Here is a 19059-nt window from a genome sequence, read left to right as displayed (position 1 = left end):
GTAATCCGGTGAAACAGGCACATAGGCACCACCGGCTTTGAGCACGGCCAAAATAGCAATAAGCATCTCGCTACTGCGAGAAAAGTAGAGGGCGATAGGGGTATCGGCAGGCAATAGGCCAGCTTGTGCTTTGGGGTGCTGAGCAAGGATTTGCTGTGCAAGGGCATTGGCTTTACCGTTCACTTCGGCATAAGACAGCGCTTCACCACTACTGGTTAACATGGCCGCTTGCTCAGGGGTGTTAGCGGCGTGCTGCTCTACTAAGCTTGCCAGATCTTTGTCGGTGGCAAATGACTCGGCGTTGTTGTGCCATTGGCTAAGCGTTGTCTGCATTTGGTTATTGACCAAGCTAATGCTTTGATGGCTTTGTGTCAGTCGCTCCCCAAGCTGAACCAAAATAGCTTGTACTTGGTCAAGGATCCACTCTGCCCGTGCGGTGCTCAGCCATTCCCCGTTGTAATGCATCACAAAGTCTAAGCGGTCTTGTTCGCTTTGGACCACCACAGAAAGCGGATAGTCGCCTTTTTCTATTGATTCTCTAAACTTCCAACTGCCGGTATTTTCTGGAGTCGGGTAGTTTTCAAATACAAATAGGGTATGGAACAAGCGTTGACCATCACGTTGCAGTTTCGACAAGCTCATGTCGCTGTGGCTATTGAGTGCAGCTACGCCTTTTTGAATGGCTTTGAGAATGTCATTACAACTTGCTTCTGCTTGCCAATTCACCACTAAAGGTAAGGTGTTGATGAACAAACCGACCGCTTGTTCAATCCCATTGACTGGAATTTCACGACCGGAAACTGTGCTACCAACAATCGTTTGGCTATCACCAGAATAGGTTTGCAGTAACTTATGCCAAGCAAATTGCAATGCAACGTTGAGGGTTACGCCAGCTTGTTGACAAGTATGTTGTAGCGACCTAAACGCCTCGCCTTGAAGACTAAACTGCACCGATTGCACTTGCTCAACGATTCGACTTTGCGACAAGTCATACTGACCACCGAGTAATAAGTTAATATCGTTTGCGGTATCAAATTCGGCTTGTTGTTGCTGCCAGTATGTCCGAGTTTGCTTGGCATTTTTAAGGTAATAAGCTTGCGCCTCTAAATAGGTTTGCTGCGCTTGCACCTCTGGTGTTTTCCCAGCACAAAGCTGGCGATAATATCCCGCGACAGCTTGCAGCATTAACGGTCCACTCCAGCCATCATTAATGGCATGGTGCTCGGTTTTGATAAGCGTGTAGAGGTTTTCACTGCGCTTAAATAAGGTGAAGCGAATTAGCCCCGGTTGGTTTAGGTCAAACGGAACTTGTCGGTCTGCGGCTTGGGCTTTGCTGATGGCTTGCTGTTGGCCGTGCCCGTCAAGGGATGACAGATCTACTATGGTGAAGTGGCTGTCATCAATACTGGCGTCGCGACACACCACTTGGAGTAGACATTCTTGCCAATCAAAAGCGGTGCGTAGAATAGGGAAGCGAAGCGACGCTAAACGCCAGGCATGAATAAAGTGTTCAACCTCTAGCGCTTGTTCAATATCCATGACCAATTGCACTCGGTAGGCATCATCCGTTGGGAAGTTAACAGCATGATAGATAAAGCCTTGTTGCAAGCTATTAGCCGGGTAAAGTGCTTCGATATTATAGTGCTTGCTCAGCGCTTGATAATGCCCATAAGACAAGTCGCTTAATCCCAAATCGCTAGGGGTTTGCTGTGGTGTTTGCGCGGCTAGTTCACAGCTTGCATTAATGACCTGATGAAGCGCCATTTCAAAGTGCTCAACAAATGCCAACGACTGTGATTGGTTCAACCTCGAAACCACATCAAAGTGAAGCTTGTCACCGCGAACTGCGCCATTGATGTTGAGTAGCAGTGCATTGTCAGCCTGAGCGTTTGCCTCTGTCATCACATAGCCTGCTTGAGTATCATCCAGCTGCCAGTCTCGGCTTTGCTGTTGTTGCTGATTCAATTGACCTAGATAGTTAAAGCTCACCTGAGGGCGAATTGCGCTGACTTTGCCAGCTTGTACAAAAGCGCCATAGCCCACGCCTTTATCCGGGATCTGACGCAGCATTTCTTTGGTGTTTGCGATGGTTGCAATCACGTCGTCGTGGTGTTCAAGGCGCACAGGATACATACTGGTAAACCAGCCTATGGTTTGCGACACATCCAAGCGCGGATCTATATTTTCACGACCATGACCTTCAAGTTGAATATGATTAACGGTACTGTCAAAAGTGCTGCGTAGGGCAATATTGAGTGCCGCCAAAAGCAAGTCGTTAATGTCAGTATTCAAACCAAGATTGGCATCTCGTAGCAATTTAGCGGTCGTTTCTTGCTCAAACGTGATGCTGTATTGTGATTGTGCTGAGTAAGTGGGTTGGCTAGTAAAGCCTTTTTGTACCTGCTGCCAATAGTACGCTTGCTCAGGGTGAGCCGAAGGGTAGGTGGCAATGGCATCCACCCACTGACGATAGCTGGTAAGCTTGTCTGTTAGTGCTTCACCATTTAATAGGGTTTGTAAGTCTTGGCTTAACACCCGCCACGATACCACATCAATAATGGCATGATGGAAGGCAAAGAATACCTGACTGCCCTCGGCCGTTTTCACCAACGCTGCCTGCCACAGGGGGCCATTGAATAAATCAAATTGGCTTTGTAGTTTGGTCAATTCGTTAAATAACGCGTCTTTACTCAGAGCCGTTGCATCAAGTAATGGGACTTCAAGCTCTATTGCCGCTTGGTACGCTTGTTTTACCCCGTTGCTGGTCTGAACAAAGTGACAACGTAGCATGTCATGATGCTCGCTCAGCGCTTGAATAGCTTGAGTCAGCCCCGTGTGTTCAATGTGTTCAGGTAAGTTAAGGGTAAATGCTTGGTTCCAATGGTGTGGATTTGGTAGTTCTAAACCGAAAAACCACTGTTGGATAGGCAGTAGTGCAAACTCACCACTTAACCTACCTTGCTCCGTGATAAGTTCAATGGTTTCAGTGCTAACGTGTTGAATTAAATAGGCCTGCGCTGCCACGCTTGGGGCGTCAATGATGTCTTTAACCTGAAGGTTAAAACCAGCTTTACGCAGCGCAGACACAAGTTGAATACTGACAATAGAATCGCCACCGACTTTGAAAAAGTCATCATTAACGCCCACTTGTTCTAGGCCCAATACTGACTGCCAAATACCACACAATTGTTTTTCTAATTCGCTGCTCGGGGCTTGATAGTTGTCTTCATCCACAACGGTTGGAATAGGCAATTGCTTGTGATCCAGCTTACCATTGTTGTTAAACGGTAACGCCGACATCACTTCAAAGTAGCTTGGGATCATATAGCTAGGTAAAACCTGAGCCAGTTCCTGTTTTACTGCATTTAGGTCTAACTCGCCGTGCTCTGGTACCACGTATGCGGCAAGTTGCTTGTTGCCCGCTTGTTCGAATACCACCACAGCGGCGACTTTCACTTGCGCCAATTCGTTGAGTTGAGCTTCTATTTCAGCAAGCTCAATCCTAAACCCGCGGATCTTCACTTGGTGATCGTTACGGCCTAAAAACTCTAGTACGCCAGACTCGGACCAACGTCCTAAGTCTCCCGTTTTATACAGTTTATCTAGCCCGAGTTGTTTGGCCTTTGCGCTTGCAAACGGGTTATCGATAAAGCGCGCAGCACTCATTTCTGGTTTATTAAGGTAGCCACAGGCAAGTCCGGCACCCGCTATAAATATCTCGCCTGTCGCGCCGTATGGCACTGGATTAAGATGTTTATCAAGCAATAATACTTGGCGATGATTAATGGCTTGGCCGATGGGCACCGGGCCATCAATATTGGCACATGGATAGAAAGTGGTAAATGTCGTGCTTTCAGTTGGACCATATGCGTTTATCACCAACTCTGGTCGCGTATCTCTGGCGAGAATGCGTTTAACTATGCTTGGAGTGATTGCCTCACCGCCTGTTAGTACGCAGCGGACATTGTCATAAATATCAGGTTGTTGTAAATACAGCGAATCAAACAGTGTGCGCGTTAGCCAAAGTACACTAACACCGTGTTGTTTAATTAACCTTGATAGGCTGTCAGGATCCGCGCCTTGTTGCGCACTTGCTACAACCAATTTGCAGCCGTTTATCAGTGGTGTCCAAATTTCAAACGTTGCGGCGTCAAAATTTGGATTAGATAGGTGAATAAACACGTCGTTTTCTGACGTGTTTATTAAATCAGTATCTTGTACCAAAGAAACAACGCCACGGTGTGGAACGACCACGCCTTTTGGCTCACCTGTCGTACCGGATGTATAGATCACATAGGCTTCGGTTTGCGCATGTGCGCCTGATAGTACGGGCGCTGCATCAGACAAAGACAAGCTATCTAAGCAGGTAATTTGCGGCTCTGCATCACAACTTACAACGAGTGTTTCGATACGCGGGCGCAGCTCGCTTTGTGTTAAAATCAAACCAAGTTGCGTGTCGTTGAGCATATACTCTATGCGCTGATCTGGATAATCAGGATTAAGCGGTACATAAGCACAACCCGCTTTTAGGATAGCCAGTTTTGCGATTACCATTGCAATAGAGCGTTCACAGAAAAGCCCAACAAAGCGATGGCTGCCAACGTCCACATGATCTTTAATGTAGGCGGCAAGATTATTCGCGCTTTGTTCTAATTCTTGATAGGTCAGCTGCATTTCGCCTTCAACCAGCGCTATTCGAGTTGGCGTTTTTTGTACTTGCTGAGCAACCAATTCATGGATAGTAGAGTGCAAATAATCTGCATGCTCATCTACCTCAACCATTGGTGCTCGCTCATCATTACTTAACAAAGAAATTTGGCTATGCGGCTGGTTCTCATCAGCAATAATGGCATCTAACACCAATGTCATTTGGGTGAGCAATCGCTGTGCTTTGCTTGGTGCCAACATGGTTTCGCAGAAGCTCAACTTAAGTAGCAAGATATCTTGTTGTTCAACAATGCTGATGGTGAGCGGATAGTCTACTTTTTCAATCATCTTATCGAATGACCATTCGAGCACGTCTTGTCCCGCTGGTGTCGGATAGTTTTCAAATACAAATAGACTGTTGAACAGGCGAGTATTCGGCTCTTGTAGTTGCGACAGTGAAACACTGCTGTTGCCGTTAAGTTCTGCAATTTTTTCTTTCAGCGCTGTAAGCTGGGTGCGAATACTGGCCGGTTCTTGCCAATCAAGGGAAAGAGGTAGGGTGTTGATATATAAACCAACACTGGCATGGATCCCGTCAATGGGGAGTTCACGACCCGAGACCGTTGTGCCTACTATGGTTTGCTCAGCGTCGCAGTAATATTGCAGTACTTTATGCCAAGCAAATTGCATTAAGACGTTCAGCGTTAGTCCGTGTTGTTTAGCAAATGCTTTGAGCTGTTGATGGCGCTCTGAAGAGAGCTTTAATTCGTTCGCCGCTGCTTTGTGGATCTGTGACGAGCCAGATTGGTCAATATTTTTACTCAATAAGCGGTTGATATCATTGGGCTCACCAAATTGTGCCTTTTGGGTTTGCCAATAGCTATCGCTAGATTTTTGATTTTGCTGATAGCGCGCTTGTGTTTGTAGGTAAGCCGTTTCTTCTTCAACAATGACCGGCTCGCCTTTGGTTAGTTTGGCATAGTTTTGATGCACGGTTTGTAGCATCACCGGAAAGCTCCAACCATCGCTGATGCTATGGTGTTCTGCTTTAATTAGAGTGTAATGTGCATCAGCGCGTTTAACGATAGCAAAACGCATTAATCCCGGCTGAGTCAAATCGAAAGGCGTATTACGGTCGTCGTGAATGAGCTTATCGATACGTGTCTGTTGTTCAATGTGGTCTAACCTACTCAAGTCGTGAAAACTGAAGTGATTTGGGGTAAATCCGGCTCCTCCTTTGATCACTTGGATGATTTCATTTTCCCAGTTGAACGCAGTACGTAGCGCAGGGTAACGCATTGATGCCAAGATCCAAGCCTGTTGGTAAGCATCGACATCGAGTGCTTGATGGTAATCGATGACTAACTGAACGCGGTAAGCATCGTCATTTGGTTGGGCAAGGTGATGATAAACAAAACCTTTTTGCATACTGTTAGCATCGAAGATGGCACGGATCTCAGATGCCTTTTTATGCTCAGTCGCTAGCAACTGTTCAAAGTCTTGTTCGGAAAAAACTTGTTGCGATACAAGGTAATCTAATAATACGGCTTTATTCGCTTTGAGGTAGTCAACCCATTGTTGGCTGAGTCCTTGCTCACCATGGACAATCTTAAGTTTGTCTCCATTGGCCCAAAGCGCAATGTTATCCTTTGCAAGTGATTGGCATAAATTCAACATGGTTTAAATCTCTAATTCTTGTGTTTTTTCAGACTGAGTCGTGGTTTGTTCTAGTTGTGTTTCACTTAACTGAGATTGCAGTGCAGCTAGTTGATCCTGAGAAAGCGAGCCCGCGCCAAAGTCGCTAGGGGTGCTTACACCGCCGCGCTTTTTCGCCTCGAGCGCCGTATCCAATACGTCATGTAGCGCTTGTGTTAAGTGAGTAGCGAAGGCATCGGTAAGATTGCCATCTAGTAATGAATCCACTTTGATCCTGAGTTGTTCGCCCTGAACTAGCGCATTGATATCGAGGATCAGATCCGAGCCGTTTTGTGCAGAACTTGTCTCGGTTTGCAGTTGGTTGTCTATTTGCCAAAGCGCATCGCTTTGCCCACCCATTTGGCCCAGGTAGTTAAAGCTGATACTTGGCAACGTTAAGCTGGTGTCTTGCAGTTGTGCACTACCAAAACCAAGACCTTTATTCGGGATCTGGCGTAGCGCTTCTTTGGCATCAATAATGGTGTCGCTTAGTGTCGCTTGTTGAGTCAGGCGTAGCGGGTACAAACAAGTGAACCAGCCAATTGTTTGGTTGATATCAGCATCATCACGCCACATTTCACGACCATGACTTTCCAACGTGATAGCATGCTGAGTTTGCTTAAAGGTTTTACTCAATGCTTGGCACAAAGCAGCCAGTAGTAACTCTTCACCTTGCGTATTGAAGCCTGCATTCGCGTCACGTATGAAGCGGGCCGTGGTGTGCGCGTCTAGCTCTAACCAAGCGGTTGATGGTGTTGCAGCCATGCTTGGCGGATAGCTTGGCAAGTTGGTTGCTAAACGCTGCCAAAATGCCATTTCCTGCGGGTGTGCTGCCGGGTACGCTTGCATCATTTCTACCCACTGTCGATAGCTGGTACGTTTACTCAGCAACTCTCCTTGTGCTAAAAGGGTTTGCAGATCTTGCGCGATGATCCGCCAAGAAACCGCATCGATGATTAAGTGGTGAAGTGCAAAGTGAAGCAGGTCGTAGTCTTCGCAAAACGCTTCGATATGTGTAACTTGCCAAAGTGGGCCATTACAAATATCGAACTGGCTTTGTCGCGCGTTGAGTTCTGCTTGTACATCGTGTGACTTGCCGTTAAGGACGTTGAGTGGCGCCATGGTACTCACATCGTTATATTCTTGCGTAATATGGCCTTCAAATTCCATAAAGGTTGTGCGCAACATATCATGTTGATCACTTAAACTGTGTAGCGCCTCTTGTAATTGAATTTGGCTAAAGCCGCTTGGGATCCTGATTGCAAATGCCTGATTCCAATGATTCTCCTCCGGTAGTGCTTTATTGAAAAACCATTGTTGAATTGGCAGTAGATCAAAGCGTCCGCTCAGCAGGCCTTGCTCCTGTGTTATCTCTCGTTGATTCGCTTGTACGCTAACAATACGCTGACTTAACGCCGCTGCAGTTGGACAATCAAAGATATCTTTCACTTGCAGTTCAATGCCTTGCTTTCTGAGCAAAGCAACGAGTTGAATCGTGAGAATAGAATCACCACCGATAGCAAAGAAATCATCTTTGGTGCTCACTTGCTCAACACCAAGCAAAGTTTTAAATGCTTCACACAGTTGCGCTTCCGTTTCGTCTTGCGGCGCCACATATTCGCTTTGGCTTACCAGTTCAGGCTCTGGCAACGCTTTACGGTCTAATTTACCGTTGCCAGTCAAAGGTATTTCCGCAAGCTCAGTCCACGTTTTTGGCTGCATATAACTGGGTAGCGCTTGACTCACATGGGCTTTCACTTGGGCAGTTTGGCCGTGATGTTGTGGCTTAAACTTGATATAAGCGGCTAGGTAGGGAACACTTTGTAGGGTACGGTCGATAACCACCGCTTGGGCAACTTCTGGCAATTGGTTGATCACGCTTTCGATTTCACCCAGTTCAATACGGTAGCCACGGATCTTCACCTGATTATCGTTACGACCGATATACTCCAACTCACCATCCGGCAGGCGTCTTGCCAAGTCACCGGTTTTATACAGTCTGGCTCGTCCTTGTTGAATATCTTGTTCGCTTGCGTACGGGCTGCTAATAAAGCGTTCTTGACTGAGCGCTTCGCGGTTTAAATAACCACGAGCAAGACCTGCACCGCCAATATATAACTCACCGCAGGCACCGGGTTCGACCAACTGCAATTTGGAATTTAGTACGTACGCTTTCATATCTAATATGGGTCTACCGATATGAGAGGCTTTAGAACTTGATTGTTGCGTGAGTGCTTTATAGGTGACATGCACCGTGGTTTCAGTGATCCCATACATGTTGACCAATAGCGGCTGTTCATCGCCGTAGCAGTTCCACCAAGGGTTGAGCATTTCGGGGTTAAGTTTGTCACCACCGAAAATCACATACCTCAGTTTGTCAAAATTCAATTTTGCGCTTAGTGCCGCTGCACTAAATTCATAGAATGCGGCAGGAGTCTGATTAAGCACAGTCACTTGATTATCTGAGCAGTAGTCTGCAAAGGCCTCAAAATCGCGGATCAGGTTGTTGTCAGGAATACAGAGTTTACCGCCATAAAGTAGGGCACCCCACATTTCCCATACACTAAAGTCAAAAGTATTGGCATGGTAAAGCACCCAAGTATCGTGATGGTCAAAGCCATAATCTTGTTCCGTTGCCGTGAACAATCGAGCGACGTTTTCATGAGTTTGCATCACGCCTTTTGGTTGGCCTGTCGTACCCGAGGTATAAATGATGTATACCAAATCCTGCGGTGATTGGTTTATGACAGGGGCTGTGTCGCTTTGTTGCTGGGCATTGAGTGGTGTAACTAATGGGCAAGCCACCTCCGCCAAACGGCATTTTTCTTGTGCAGCGGCATACTCTTGCTCATCGACAATCAATAGGCTTGGGTTAGTATCACTTAGAATAAAGGTTGTTCGCTCGCTGGCATGGTCGGGAGACAGCGGCACATAAGCCGCACCCGCTTTAGTGACAGCAAGAATTGCAATCAGCATCTCGATAGAAGGCTGCATGTACAGCGCAATTAACGTATCTGCAGTGAGGGGTTGTTGATACTGAGACTGATATTGCTCCCGTAAATGCAAGGCAAGGGCGTTGGCTCTGGCGTTAAGGGTTTTATAATCGATAGATTGTGTTTGGGTTTGTAGCGCGATTTGATCTGGGTGTTTACTTACCGCTTGTTCAAACCAGTGATTTAAAGTGGTGTCGGAAAAGAACGTTTCATTATCTTGATTGCTGCGCGCCAAGATCAGCTTTTGCTCTTCTTCATCCAGTACAGGCAGCTCGGCGATATTAAGATCGCTAGAGTGGGTAAGTAATTCAATAAAGCGCGCCTGAATATCGGTGATCCGTGTCATTGCCACGCGAGAAAAGACAGACTTAGCGGCGACCACTTTACGACAAAGGCCACCTTCGGTTTCAAAATGCGTAAATTCGATATCAAATTGTGAAACACCAGGCTCAATGGATACCCCTTTGATAATGGTATCTCCCGCTGTGCCCAAAGCAAGTTCGTACCCTTGGCGACCAATCATCAACGGGGTGATCCCTGGACGAATGCCATTGCTTTTTAGCTTGGCTAAGTAGTTACAGGTGACATTAATATGCTTTGCAGCGTCTTTATTATTATTTCCTGACAGCAGTAATTGGGTGAGCTGGTTACTGACTTCACTGATAAGCGATGCGCCTGTGTACTGCTCAATATCGCAAATAGAAACCGTTTCAACGTCTGAATAATGACCTAAGATCGCGCGTGTTTTACGGGTGCGGCGAGCCATCGGGATCCCTATGGTCAAATCGGTTTGCCCAGTGGTATGAAATAAAGTCAAAAAGACGCTGGCAAGCACGACGCTAAAACTCGTAACGCCAGCTTGAGAGGCCACCTGTTTTACTTGTTTGAGTGCCTCTGGGTTTTCTTCACGAAACGCGATGCCGTCATAATGGTGCGCGAGTGCCTCAGTATTACTCTGGTAAAAATCGATAGGATAGAGTTCGCTCTGTTGTGAAGTTGCTGCACGCTCAGGCTTTTCTTCAAACATCACTTGATAATCAAGGGGGGCGAGATCAAGTTCAGAGTTATCAAGCACCGCTTCTATACATGCGAGTAAATCGCTCATCAGTACTTGCAATGCCCACTGGTCACAGTTGATGTGATGCCCTTTGATGGTCAATAGCAAACGAGTTTCTGAGCTACAAGCGTAGAATTGAAAGGTCTCTTTAGTGATATCGATAGCTTGCTCAATTAAGGTTTTGGCGGTGACAGAGTCACTAAAAGCGGCAATCTCATCAGGCACGGCTAATAACTTAGGGGCACTGGCTAATAATTCGAGTTGTGGCTCGCCATGAGCCTCATCAATACGACTCGATAAAACTGGGTGTCTTGCAAATAGCAACACTAAGGCTCGCTCTAGCACCTCGGCTGTGAGCCCGCCGGTAAATTGTACCGCGCAAGCGATGTTATATACTGGATTTGCCAAATCAAGCTGTTGGGCTTGCCATACGTGAAGTTGCCTCGTTGTCAGAGACTTGAAATTGGCGGAATTGGACTGTGAGTTCATTGCGTGATCCTTGTTTTTTCGCCTTAACACAACGGCTTTTGCCAGTTTGCTTTTTGGTATTTTGTTTGCTGCAAGCGTGCTAAGTGTCGCGCTACAGCGGCGACAATCACCTCACACGCCAGCGTTGGGCGTTGTTGTAAATACATATGACCGCCATCGACATGATGGTGCTGAAAATGGTTCTCGCAGTACTCAGACCAAGCTTGGTGTGACTCAGGCTTAACCAAGTGATCTTGTGTGGCGAGGATCAGTTCGACCGGCATCGTCAACGTAATGTCAGTACTGACGGGTTGCTCGGCTAACATAAAGTCGTCTTTAAACATGGCGGCCACAACCGCTTCTACGTCCTTCGTTAAACGATGTTTAGGCAGCATGTCGAGATGATATAAAGTCGTGAGCAAGTCCGAGTCAGTCAATTTTGAGTACTGGGTAGCCGAGGGAATACTTGGCGCGCGACACCCTGATAGACAGAGTAAATCCGGTGTTGTCAGTGCGTGTTTAGCAAGATGATCGGCAAGCTTATAAGCCACCATCCCGCCAAGACTGTGACCAAAAAACACGCACAGCCGCTCACTACGCGGCTGAAGTTGCGTGCTACTACTTAGGTGACTAAGTGCCTCATCCCAGTCCCGTAAAGATTGCATGCCTGCTTTAGTACCACGGCCCGGTAAGTCGATGCCGTGGAGTTGCCAATGCGCAGGTAAATGTTTGGCCCATTCCCTAAAAAACAAAGAAGAGCCACCTGCGTGATGGAAACAGTATAAGTCAACCGGCATCATAGCTTGAGCTCCAGCGTTGGTGTGAATGCGATGGATTGACCGGTGAGCATGGTGTTGGTTTTCATAAAGTTGACTAGGTATTCCACCAAGTCTTGATAGCTGTATACCGCAGGTCGTGCACCCAGTACGCCTCCTTTTAGGTTGCGCTTTTGGATTCTTGCGGCTTTGCTATCGGTAGCCAGTAGCGGTAACACAAAACTGTTAACTGCCAGCTTGCTACCTTGATACTCGCGCGCGAGCGTCATCATCAACGCATTATGAGCGTGGTTACAGACACTGGCGGTGGCTTCTAATTCGTAATTTAAGGTGTCTGATTGAGTTAAAAAGACGAGGTTTCCACCACTTACTCTGAGGTTGTCCGCGATGACTCTGAGGACCGAAAATACGCTTTCTAGACGCGCAATCACTTGCTCGCCAACGGCAATGTCTTCGAGTAGATTGCTTTCATCAAGGCGATTGGCACAATGCAGTACCATCACTTCTTGCTGATTATTATTGAGTTCAAACCAATCTAGTAATGTATTGGTATTTAACTCCGAGAGGGGAGCGTTGAGGTGGATATGGCTCGCTTCTGGATTATGCTCGAGCACCTCAGCACTTGCATTGATAAGGAGTAACGGATGTTTTTGCGACAGCAAATGGGTAACGAAGTGGCTATCAAACTCACTTGTTGGATAAAGTAAAATAAACGCTTGAGCATTCATACCGCAAGCCCTCCATCCAAACGAAGCACATTTCCAGTTTGGTAGTTAGAGGCGCTAGAAGCGAGATATAGCGTGGCATCAGCAATTTCTTTGACGCTCCCAACACGACCTAGTGCGGTATGTTTAAGCACCGGGTTGATAATGCTTGCGGGGATATCATCAATCATATCGGTTGCAATAAACGTCGGAGCGAGTGCGTTACAGTAAACACCACAGTGACCATATTGCCGTGCAATAGTCCGAGTGAGGCCAATAATTGCGCCTTTTGAGGTCGCGTAGTTGGCTTGGCCTTCACGTCCGCTTATTCCGCTTTGCGACACCATGTTGATGATCTTGCCTGCACCTTGCTTAGTCATGACTGGTAACACCGCTTGGCAACACAGCAATGTACCCTTGAAGTTGATATCTAACACGTTATGAAAAGCGTCGTACGACATCTGAGAGAACAAGCTATCATTCGTGATCCCAGCGTTATTCACTAACACATCAACCCGACCCGTGTCGCTTATCGCTTGGCGAATAGCGGAGTTGACGAACTCGCTGTCGGTAATATTGCCGCTTTGTTGAGTGAAACGAGCTTGATACTCAGGTTTGTGTAACTCCGCGATGGGGGTTTGTGTGCGACAAATACCGTATACTCGAGCACCACCTTGCAAAAAGGCGAGTGCGATGCCTTTGCCTATCCCTTTGGATACGCCAGTCACTACTACTGTCTTTCCAGTAAACACAACCAAGTTCCTTAATCCGTGTAAACAATCGTGAGTTCAGCTTTTGCAACCAACTCATCTTCAACGTGTGCTTGTGCTTTAAAGCGCGCCATCGCACCAAATTCAGTTTCTAGTTTTGCCGTTACTTTAATGATTTCGCCGGGGCGAACAGGGCGACTAAATTTGGCTTTTTCTATGGAAGACAGCATGCCTCCTTTGTGCGTGTTGTTGCAGCACAAGCCGCTGATCTGCGCCATGGTCTCAATGATTAACACACCCGGGAAAATAGGCTCATCCGGAAAATGTCCTTGAAGGCCTGGCTCGTTATGCGAGACAAACTTTAGTCCAACAATCATCTCTCCCGGTGAATGTTCGATTATCTTGTCTGCAAACTTAAATGGTGCCTTGTGCGGCAAGTTATCGGTGATCATGATTTTTCATCTCCCCAGTCAAAGCAGAAGTAAACGATGAGGAAAAACACCACGCTGGTGACGCCTAAAATAATCAGTTGACGACTTACCGCAGCCAGTTCAACGCCTTGGTTTGCGACTAAGCGCAGTGCATCCAAAAACGCAGTGGTTGGCAGTAACGAAACTATTTCTCGCAGTAGAGTGGGGAAGTTAGCGGTGTCGAAATAGATGCCCGATAAAAACATCAACGGAAAGTAAAGTAAGTTAGCTATCCCTGATGAGACTTCAACCCGTTGGCTACGGGCGCCGACTAACACGCCGAGCATACAGATACAAAATGAACCGAGTGCCATTACTGCAATGATATCCAGCACGTTTCCTTGCAGCGTGTAACCAAATAAAAAGTGAAATGCGACGAACAGAATCAGCATTTGGAACACCAGCAAGAATAAGCGTGCGAGCACGATCCCAATGATGTAATCACGGCGTTTGAAAGGAGAAAGGCGTAGACGTTTAAAAAAGCCGTTTTGTCTGTCCGACACTAAACTGTTGGCAATCGACACCAGTGCTAAACCAAGGACTTGTAACACGATGATCCCCGGGATCAACCAGTCAGTGTAACGATAACCTTTGACGCTAATGACATTGCTTCGCATCTCTTCGCCGTTAGCTTGCGCTTTAAGACGCAATAGATAGTTACGTGCCATTAACGACTCATCGGAGTTATGAGTAGAAAACATAGCATTGGGGGCAAGGTAAACTTCAGGGCTCACCTCATTTTGCAGCTTACGTAGCACTGAGCCTGGTGAGCTGATCACTTCCGCCAGCTGAGCAGAAGCAAAGCTGTCTTCCAGCACAATTGAATCGGTTTGTGAGAGGCGGGTAACGGTAACGAGTGGATCTTCCTCCATCGCTTTAAGCCATTTCTGTTCAATTTGCTCGCCATGCATCACCACCACATTCATAGGAGACATTTTTGGTCCACCGGAGAAGGCTTGGATCAACAATAGGGCGATAAAAATAGGTAAACCGAATGTCCATAGCAATACCGCTTTATCACGGAAAAAAGGTCGAATATTGACCATCATTAATTGCCAAAATGGATATAACTTAGTTTGACTTAACTCAGGCATAACTTTCCCTCTCCATCGTGGAACCTGTGAGTTTCAAAAATACGTCGTTGAGTGTGGCTTTTCTGGGTTCTTTAATCACCGGAGTCTCAAAGGTGCGATTAATAATGTCGCTTGGCGCGCCTGACTCTATGATTTGACCTGAATTAATGATGGCTAAGTTGTCGCATAAGAACTCTGCCTCATCCATGTAGTGCGTCGTTAACATCACACAGGTACCAGCTTCTTTGAGATCTTTAATGATGTGCCAAAACTCCTGGCGACTCGTGGGGTCAAGTCCCGTAGTTGGCTCATCTAAAAACACCAACTTGGGCTGGCCAACCACTGCCATCGCCAAAAATACGCGTTGCTTTTGTCCTCCGCTGAGTTCGCTTAGCCAAGCGTCCTTTTTCTCGCTTAAATTGAAGCGCTCAAGCAGCGTATCAATTGGCGTGTAGCTTGGGTAAAAGCTGGCAAATAGCTCGACGCACTCTTTTACTTTGAGTTTTTCGTAGAGGTTATTGTGTTGCATCACGCCACCCATAAGGCTGCGAAGTTTGGTTTCGTGTTGCTTCCAATTAAGACCGAATAACGTCACTTCACCTGACGTTGCACTACGCAAGCCCTGAAGTATTTCCAACGTCGTGGTTTTTCCGGCGCCATTGGGCCCAAGGAGTCCAAAACATTCGCCTTCGCTAACGCTAAAAGAGACGTCATCGACGGCAACTTTTCGTGTTCTTTTGTAGACCTTCCTTAAGTTCTTCACTTCGATCACGGTCGTCATCTTATTTCCTTACTGTTCGTAAAATACATCCCGTCATACTTCCCGCGAGATTAACGCTTAGGAGTAGGGTTTGATCTAACTCGGTATCACCAGCTGGGGTGTTGAGTGCATGCATTAGCGCACGCACTGCTAATTCTGTACTGTGTAGAGGCGTGGTTTGTGGCTGATATTTTATAAGTTGGGCCTGTGGTAAATGGCTGTCCAAGCTTGCTGCAATGGTGGCAAACGCTTCATCGTGATAAGTACTTAACACGACATTGCCTACTTGGCTCAGCTTCCTAGCATGGCTTGCTAATAATCTGTCTAGTGCTTGATGTTCCTGCGCATCATTGATTTGAATAAAATCAATGATTTCTGCGAGAGGTTGGTAGCCTGCCGGTAACACTTCGCTGGTTGCCAAGAGCGCCGCGCTGGAAAAATGACCGATATCTGCTTGGAATTGATGTGCAGCCCAGACTTGCTGCGAGAGTGCAGTATCGTCTTGCGAGCTACATACCATCGCATATCGACTTCGACCTTCACGCATATCAAGTGCTGCGCTCCAAAGCGCATGTAAAAAGTCATTGCCTAAATCACTCACACAAGTGGCCGAGTTTTTAAAGCCGAAGCCGAGTGCCAGTTGCCCTAGTGTGGCATTGACGACGGTATTGGGGAAATGCGTACTTTTTAGCTCTGCAATGCCATCTTGAAATGATGCGAGGTTTTTATCTAAGGTTTCCAGCGAACCAATGGGATTAGCATAGTAGGCTGCGAATTCTGGCAGTGGTAATTGCGCTAGATCGAGATCGCTGTCTTGTAAGGTAAATTGGCAGGCACCCAAGGCAAATTGTGCAACACACGGTGTACGGCGCTGGAAAAGTGCAGAGAACTGCTGTTTTAAGTTAAATTCAGCAAAGTGGTCGGTGCTATTTTGTCGAGCATTGTATACTTCAGTATCAGACAGGCTGGTGGCGGCAAGTAGATACACCGGTTTTGGCGCCGTGTTAATCGACGTTTTCTGATGTTTACTGAGTAGCATGCTGGTGTTGTGGCCACCAAACGCTGAGTTAGTCACCGCAAAAACATCAACAACCTGAGGTTTCGCCTGATTGGTCACTAATTGATATGCTTGGCAACAAGACCTTATTGAGTCGACACCCAGTGTTGCTGGTAGAAGCCCTTCATCCTGACTGACCAAAGTTGAAATAAGTTCTACGGCACCAGCGGCACCAAGGGTATGACCAAAGTAAGATTTACTACTTGAAACCGAGACGTCGCGCATGGCCTGTTCACCAATGGCTGATTGGATCCCTTTTAGCTCTGCGCCATCGTTTGCTGGCGTACCAGTCCCGTGGCTGTTGATATATTCAATATCACTTGCTGCAACGGGCGCATAGGACAATGTCTGCGTAAAAGCGCGGCGTACACCATCGCCCTCGGGGTTAGGCGCTGTAGCGTGGTGAGCATCTAAGCTCGACCCTGTCGCGAGCAATTGATATCGCAGCGTTGCGTTACGCTTATTAGCATGTGTTTGCGATTCAAAGACTAAAAAACCTGCGCCTTCACCTAAACTTAATCCCATTTTTTCGCTGTACGGAGCACAAGGTTCAGGACTCAAGGATTGTACCGACTGAAAGCCGCCGTAAACTAGCTCGCTGAGGGCATCTGCACCGCCAGCAATGACAACATCTGCTTGGTCATTTTCGATAAGTTGCTTAGCAAAAGCAATGGCACTGCTACTTGCGGTACAGGCCGAGGTGAAAGTCATTACAGGGCCCTGAATATCGAAGTGGCGGCTGACATCGGTTGCAATTTGATGTGGTGGATAAAACTTAAACCCTAGTTGATGCTGACCTTTAAGGCTCTCCATCAATGAAAACATACCGCAGTTTGCATTACCGAGAATAAATGCCACACGGGTACTGTCCATCTCAGTTAAGGCTAAATTTGCATGCTCAAGTGCTTCTGTAACGGCATGGATAGCGTATTGGCTCGCCAGATCCATATCAAAATGTTCTGCGCTGTGGTGCTCGTAGTTGATAGCGAGCGCCCCAACATTGTGTGTTAGTCCCTGTGTGTCGAAACGATTAATGCGGTCAATACCAGTGCGGTTTTCCTTGATGCTAGTTAGCAGCGCTTTGCGATTCTCGCCCGCTGCGCAGAGCACACCATAACCAGTAATGAAAGTTTGTTGTTTATTATTCATGTACGCATTCCTGTAGTGCCGAGAGGGTGATTTTGCCGAGCTCGTTTTCTGGAAATTGCGCCAAAAAATGAACCTGCGGCGTGGGTAAATCTTTAAACCAACTTCTGATGTCCTGAAGTGTAGGGATGCAAGATAGTCCTTCGACAAAGGCGACCAGCTCGCCCCCTTTATTATTGTTATTGTCCTCGATAAAAAACACGCGATGGCGAAGTCCCGCAAAGCGTTCTTGGAGGATTTTTTCTATACTTTGTAGCGAGTAGCGTTTACCTGCATACTTAAATATTTGGTCTGCGCGCCCACCGTGTGTGAATTGGTTTTCATTGCTGAAAATCAGCTTATCTTTGAGCTCAAACTCTTCACAATTAGCCACTAAAAACGGCGATCTCAACATGGTTTTACGCTCGGCATTTTGATAAATGTCGACCGCAGTGAACTTAGTAAAGTGCGTTTCGTTGTTGCCTAATGGACGATAGCCGATACCGCCGGTTTCAGTGCTGCCTAGTACCTCAAAAGCTTGTATTGAAAGCGATAGGGAAGAAATAAGGTCGGCAAGCTTTTGCTCTTTCTCACCTTTGAATGGTGCACCTGAGCTTATTAAGTAACAGTGGTTTTGACTTAACTGATCGGTCACAAAGTCAAACATAGTTGGCGTTAAGATCACACCTACCTGTTTATCTCTTACTGGTTGTAAGTCCGGTGTAGAACCAAGTTCGTAACACACCGGTTTGCCAAGTTGCAGAGGGAGCATAAATGCCCAAATAAAACCGAACATGTGGCGGATATCAACGCAGGCACAGAAATAATCTACTGCGTCAAACGAGAAAGTGTCAGCAAAGGTGACAGCTTCTGCATGGAGTGAGGCGATGGATTTATGCCAAGTTTGTGGCTTGCCTGTGCTGCCTGACGTTTCAAAGCCAATTGTCTTATCGCTATGCTGTTGTAAAAATGCCGTCATGGAATGAAACGGAACTTCTACCTCTTGATTGGCAAGCGGGAGTTCTCGCCAGCTAAACGCATTGGCGTTCGCGGCCGCATTCGCACTTAATACCGGAGTGATATTGTGCGCTAATAACACCATAGTGCTCACAATGATATCGCAGGGCGTGCTGTCTTTGATAAGGCGAACCTGACCGTTGATCTCGCACTCTAGACTACGCTGTATCAGTGCTAGTAAATCGGTCTCTTTGAGAGAGGTGACTTGATCTGCCCAAGTCTCCAAGGGTGTTGCTTGTTTTTGTTGCGTTAAGTTTAACGCTATTTGACGTGTTAGAGTCGCCAAAGTTACAGTGCTCAATTCGCCCAAGTCTTTTAATTGGAACGCTTTTTTACATGCAGCAGATAACTGCATAAGGTCGACCGAGTCGAGAAACAGTGGCGCCTCAATTAAATTGGCGTCGTCACTTAGTACGTCTAGTTGTTCTTTATCTACTTCTAACTCAGCTTCAATCAGTTGCATGAGTGTTGAACGAATGGCACTGTATGTTTGCATGGTGTCCTTCC

10 protein-coding genes are annotated in these 19059 nt (G+C 46.8%); all 10 read right to left on the bottom strand.

The features are described 5' to 3' along the window. On the bottom strand, positions 1–6324 hold a 6324-nt coding region (locus L3V43_RS16085), incomplete at its 3' end, for a non-ribosomal peptide synthetase (protein ID WP_237116861.1). 3 nt (positions 6325–6327) lie between these two features. Continuing rightward, a complete protein-coding gene (locus tag L3V43_RS16080; RefSeq protein ID WP_237116862.1) occupies positions 6328–10881 on the bottom strand; it encodes a non-ribosomal peptide synthetase in 4554 nt (1517 codons plus the stop codon). A gap of 23 nt (positions 10882–10904) precedes the next feature. Continuing rightward, complete coding sequence (locus L3V43_RS16075) at positions 10905–11660, bottom strand: alpha/beta fold hydrolase (protein WP_069018711.1); 756 nt, start codon at positions 11658–11660, stop codon at positions 10905–10907. Further along, on the bottom strand, positions 11657–12364 hold the full coding sequence (locus L3V43_RS16070; RefSeq protein WP_102056428.1) for a hypothetical protein: 708 nt from the start codon (positions 12362–12364) through the stop codon (positions 11657–11659). Before L3V43_RS16070 ends, L3V43_RS16075 begins: the two co-directional genes overlap by 4 nt. Then, complete coding sequence (locus L3V43_RS16065; RefSeq protein ID WP_010606256.1) at positions 12361–13092, bottom strand: SDR family oxidoreductase; 732 nt, start codon at positions 13090–13092, stop codon at positions 12361–12363. The genes L3V43_RS16070 and L3V43_RS16065 overlap by 4 nt, the downstream gene beginning before the upstream one ends. A gap of 11 nt (positions 13093–13103) precedes the next feature. Further along, positions 13104–13502, bottom strand: coding sequence for a 3-hydroxyacyl-ACP dehydratase FabZ (gene fabZ / locus L3V43_RS16060; RefSeq protein WP_010369411.1), 399 nt, complete (start codon positions 13500–13502; stop codon positions 13104–13106). Next, positions 13499–14614 (bottom strand): ABC transporter permease, encoded by a 1116-nt coding sequence (locus L3V43_RS16055; RefSeq protein ID WP_010369409.1) that lies wholly within the window; start codon positions 14612–14614, stop codon positions 13499–13501. The genes fabZ and L3V43_RS16055 overlap by 4 nt, the downstream gene beginning before the upstream one ends. After that, positions 14607–15374: an ABC transporter ATP-binding protein gene (locus tag L3V43_RS16050; RefSeq protein WP_010369407.1), complete on the bottom strand. Its 768-nt coding sequence runs from the start codon at positions 15372–15374 to the stop codon at positions 14607–14609. The genes L3V43_RS16055 and L3V43_RS16050 overlap by 8 nt, the downstream gene beginning before the upstream one ends. 1 nt (position 15375) lies before the next feature. Then, positions 15376–17559 carry a beta-ketoacyl-[acyl-carrier-protein] synthase family protein gene (locus L3V43_RS16045; protein WP_237116863.1) on the bottom strand — a complete coding sequence of 728 codons (2184 nt, stop codon included), beginning with the start codon at positions 17557–17559 and terminating at the stop codon, positions 15376–15378. Continuing rightward, complete coding sequence (locus L3V43_RS16040; RefSeq protein WP_237116864.1) at positions 17552–19048, bottom strand: AMP-binding protein; 1497 nt, start codon at positions 19046–19048, stop codon at positions 17552–17554. The genes L3V43_RS16045 and L3V43_RS16040 overlap by 8 nt, the downstream gene beginning before the upstream one ends. Between the last annotated feature and the right edge of the window lie 11 nt (positions 19049–19059).

This window comes from Pseudoalteromonas sp. L23 (assembly GCF_021728455.1).
Taxonomy (GTDB): Bacteria; Pseudomonadota; Gammaproteobacteria; order Enterobacterales; family Alteromonadaceae; genus Pseudoalteromonas.
Note: the sequence above shows the minus strand (reverse complement) of the source record. Positions and strands in the feature narration are given on the sequence as shown.

Excerpts from the sequence above, each read along its gene's own strand:
- L3V43_RS16080 (WP_237116862.1), bottom strand. The coding sequence starts at position 10,881 with ATGAACTCACAGTCCAATTCCGCCAATTTCAAGTCTCTGACAACGAGG.
- L3V43_RS16075 (WP_069018711.1), bottom strand. The coding sequence starts at position 11,660 with ATGATGCCGGTTGACTTATACTGTTTCCATCACGCAGGTGGCTCTTCT.
- L3V43_RS16070 (WP_102056428.1), bottom strand. The coding sequence starts at position 12,364 with ATGAATGCTCAAGCGTTTATTTTACTTTATCCAACAAGTGAGTTTGAT.
- fabZ (WP_010369411.1), bottom strand. The coding sequence starts at position 13,502 with ATGATCACCGATAACTTGCCGCACAAGGCACCATTTAAGTTTGCAGAC.
- L3V43_RS16055 (WP_010369409.1), bottom strand. The coding sequence starts at position 14,614 with ATGCCTGAGTTAAGTCAAACTAAGTTATATCCATTTTGGCAATTAATG.
- L3V43_RS16050 (WP_010369407.1), bottom strand. The coding sequence starts at position 15,374 with ATGACGACCGTGATCGAAGTGAAGAACTTAAGGAAGGTCTACAAAAGA.
- L3V43_RS16045 (WP_237116863.1), bottom strand. The coding sequence starts at position 17,559 with ATGAATAATAAACAACAAACTTTCATTACTGGTTATGGTGTGCTCTGC.
- L3V43_RS16040 (WP_237116864.1), bottom strand. The coding sequence starts at position 19,048 with ATGCAAACATACAGTGCCATTCGTTCAACACTCATGCAACTGATTGAA.